General features: G+C 60.2%; 3 protein-coding genes. All 3 read right to left on the bottom strand.

Annotation, left to right across the window (positions count from 1 at the left end):
* Positions 1-1,187: O-antigen ligase (locus Q0216_RS10115; RefSeq protein ID WP_298595085.1), on the bottom strand; the 1,187-nt coding region annotated here is incomplete at its 3' end.
* A gap of 17 nt (positions 1,188-1,204) precedes the next feature.
* Positions 1,205-2,155 carry a glycosyltransferase gene (locus tag Q0216_RS10110; RefSeq protein ID WP_049327959.1) on the bottom strand — a complete coding sequence of 317 codons (951 nt, stop codon included), beginning with the start codon at positions 2,153-2,155 and terminating at the stop codon, positions 1,205-1,207.
* Positions 2,156-2,166: 11 nt separating this feature from the next.
* On the bottom strand, positions 2,167-2,955 hold the full coding sequence (locus tag Q0216_RS10105) for a CDP-alcohol phosphatidyltransferase family protein (RefSeq protein ID WP_298595079.1): 789 nt from the start codon (positions 2,953-2,955) through the stop codon (positions 2,167-2,169).
* Between the last annotated feature and the right edge of the window lie 122 nt (positions 2,956-3,077).

Genomic DNA, 3,077 nt, shown 5'->3' with positions numbered 1-3,077 from the left:
ACAGTGCACACCATGAAGAGTGCGAACAGCGCCAGACCCACGAAGCCGAAGCAGAACATCAGAGTCCACAGGTACCCCTGGGTACCCATTGACACGCCAATGCTCGGTTCCATGCGCGGAGTGCCGTAACCGATAATCGGGGACTCCAAGGTTGCCTTCCAGGTGGCGCGGTAGAGCGCCGCACGGCCACCGGTGGAGTCCGAGTAGTCCTGACGACCCAGAATGTTATCCACGGTGCCCGACGCAAAGAGCGCCACAACCACAGCCGCAATCGCCGCAACACCCATACCCACAGCACGCCAATTAGCCGCAAGGAACTGACGCAGCAGTACGTACGCTGCGCTGATACCCAAACCAATGAACATGCCGCGGTTACTGGTCGCAATTGCCGGCACGGTAGAAAGCGCCATGCCAATCAGCAACGCAATACGCAGCCAGATGGAACGCAGGCGAAGCAAGCACGCCAGCATCACCGGGGTGAGCAGGGTGTACGCCAGACCCCAACTATTCGCGTAGGGGAACGGCGCGGAGGGTCGAATATACGCCTCGGGTGCGCCCCAAGGACGCTGAACCTCAGCCAGGGGAGGAAGCATGTAGTCACGCACCAGCGGGTTCTGCATAAAACCAGAAGGCATGATGAAGCTCATTGGCGTACGCAGACGGAACTCGGGGAAGAGAACACCGCCGTAACCCAGAACAATGAGGGTCACCCACAGGGTAGCCAGACCACCCAGCAACCTATTGAGGCTAATAGAAGAACGCGCGTTGTAGTAGTACAGGGCGTAAATACCGGCGCTGAGAATATTTACAAAGCGCAGACCCCAACCAATGATGTCGGTGGAGCGGGTTAGCGCAAGTGCCGCAACAACAACCCACACGCAGAATGCACCCCACACCCACAGGGAACCGGGCACACGCACATTACCTCGAATAATGAGGTAAAAAAGCATGATCGCTGCCAGTACCAGCGGCGCAATCTGAAGCACACCCAAAGCCCACAGCGCCGGGAAGCCGTACAGCAACGCCAGCAGAGGCCACGCGGGGAGCTTCTTCTGCGCCGTAGATACCGGGCGGTTGCGCGCGCGGGCACGCAGAATACCGCTGGGCGGAGTATTAGCCGACCCGGCGGAATCCTTCAGCGCCGCAGGCGAAGTACCCGGAGGGGAAAGAACGGAAGAGGAAACCATGTCTGTGCGATACCTGGTTAGAGACCTCGACCGGTCTTCTGGACGAGATCAAGAAGAGTAGCGGGCTTAATAATGCCGGTGGACACAACATACGCTGCCCAAGCACGAAGCTGCTTGGGATCGCGGCGCAGAGCCGCGCGAGCGTAGGCGCGCGCCTCCTTGTTATTACCCAGCGATGCCTGAGCGTACGCAATCTGACCGGCAATACGTGCCAGGCCCTTGGGATCCTGCTCAAATTCAGGGAACTTACGCAGAATGTAGCTCAGGCCGTCAACCATGGACTGCCACTTACCGGAGAAGAAGGAGGGGCGGTCCCAGAGCACCAGAATCAGCGGCTCGGGTACACTCAGCACATCGCCGTGGCGGGTTGCGCGCAGCAACAGGTCGTAGTCTTCACCGTAGGCGGCGGGCAGCTCCTCATCGACCAGGCCGATGCGGGCGGGCTTACCGTCAACGCCGAGCAAATCCTCGCGGGAGTACAGCATGGCGGAGGGGTGAATTTCGGTAATGCGTGAACGCAGGAAGTCTGCGAAGGTTGCGCGCTCGGGTGCCAGGCGCACGATGTCCTGACCGCCGGAGCGGACGGTAATACCCGAAGAGATAGCGGCTGCTTCGGGGTTTTCGCGCCAGAGAGCGACCTGCTGGGTGAGCTTGGAAGGCATCCAGTAGTCGTCGTCATCGCAGAAGCCAATCATCTCACCGCTGGAAGCGATGATGCCGCTGTTACGGCCGCCAGCTAGACCGCCGGAGCGGGTATTGGAGACAATCTTCAGGGCACGGTTTTCGCCGACCTCAATATCTTCGAGGCGGTCGGGCTCAACGCGGTCAAAGACGACGACAACTTCAACGAAGCCACGGTAGCTCTGCTCAAGGATGGAGCGCACCGCCACGCGCAGCAGTTCGGGACGCTTGCCGTTGGTTGCGATAACGGCTGAAACAGCGGGGTTGCGAGAGGTGAAGTGCATCATTGGGATTCTCCTTACTCAGCGGGGGTCGCGAGGCTAACGTACTTGCGACGCATGGACAGCAGGACGGTTGCGGCATTAGCCAGCAGAAGCAGCGCGTAGACGATGACGAATACGGGGCCGAAACCGAGGAAAATGTAGATCCAGCAGAGGGTGCCAGCGTCCATGTGCAGGTTGATGAAGGAACGCAGGGGACCACCGGTCGGGGGAGCTGCGGTCTTGCGGTTGTTGCGCAGTTGCTCAGCAAGAATCTGGCTCATGAAGTGACCGGCGGTCAGCGCGGTGAAAATCATGGGCATCGCGATGATCCAGCCGTTGAATGCGCTGGAACCGGTAAAGGAGTAGTGCGCCGGGTACAGCAGGAAGGAGAGCAGGGTTGCCATGTGCACGGAGGGCACGCGGATGGAGTCGACCACGTGGTCGAGCCACTCACCGGCGGGGGAGGACGCACCGGTCACGCGAGCAACCTGGCCGTCAGCGGAGTCCAGGCCGTAACCGAGAGCGAAAAGCAGGGCAACGCAGATACCTACACCAACGCTGGGCGGGCAGGTAATCAGAACGATGATGCCTGCCGCGGAACATGCAGCGGAAATAGCGGTGACGCCGTTGGGGGTGATGCCCAGCGCGACAGCTGCCGCAGCGAAGTAGCGCGCTACTCGGCGGTTGACCCAGCGGGTGTAGGCGGGAACGCCGATGCCGGGCTTCTGCGCCGCCTCCAGGGAGCGCAGAGTGTGAGAAAACTTCGCAGAAAATCCCGATGCGGGTGCGGAGTTCGGGGCGTGAGGTGCCTCAGAGGTGGACATGCACATTCCTTTTTAATCGGTGAGAGGAGTAAAGGAGAGTGAATTACTCCCTTTCGGGGTGGCTGCGAGAAAGTCCGGAAGTCTCGCACGCGAAAAAAGAGGTGGTTGGTCCCTTTTTTCAC

It is taken from the genome of uncultured Rothia sp. (assembly GCF_937976295.1).
Lineage (GTDB): Bacteria > Actinomycetota > Actinomycetes > Actinomycetales > Micrococcaceae > Rothia.
This window is presented reverse-complemented; position numbering and strand designations above follow the sequence as displayed.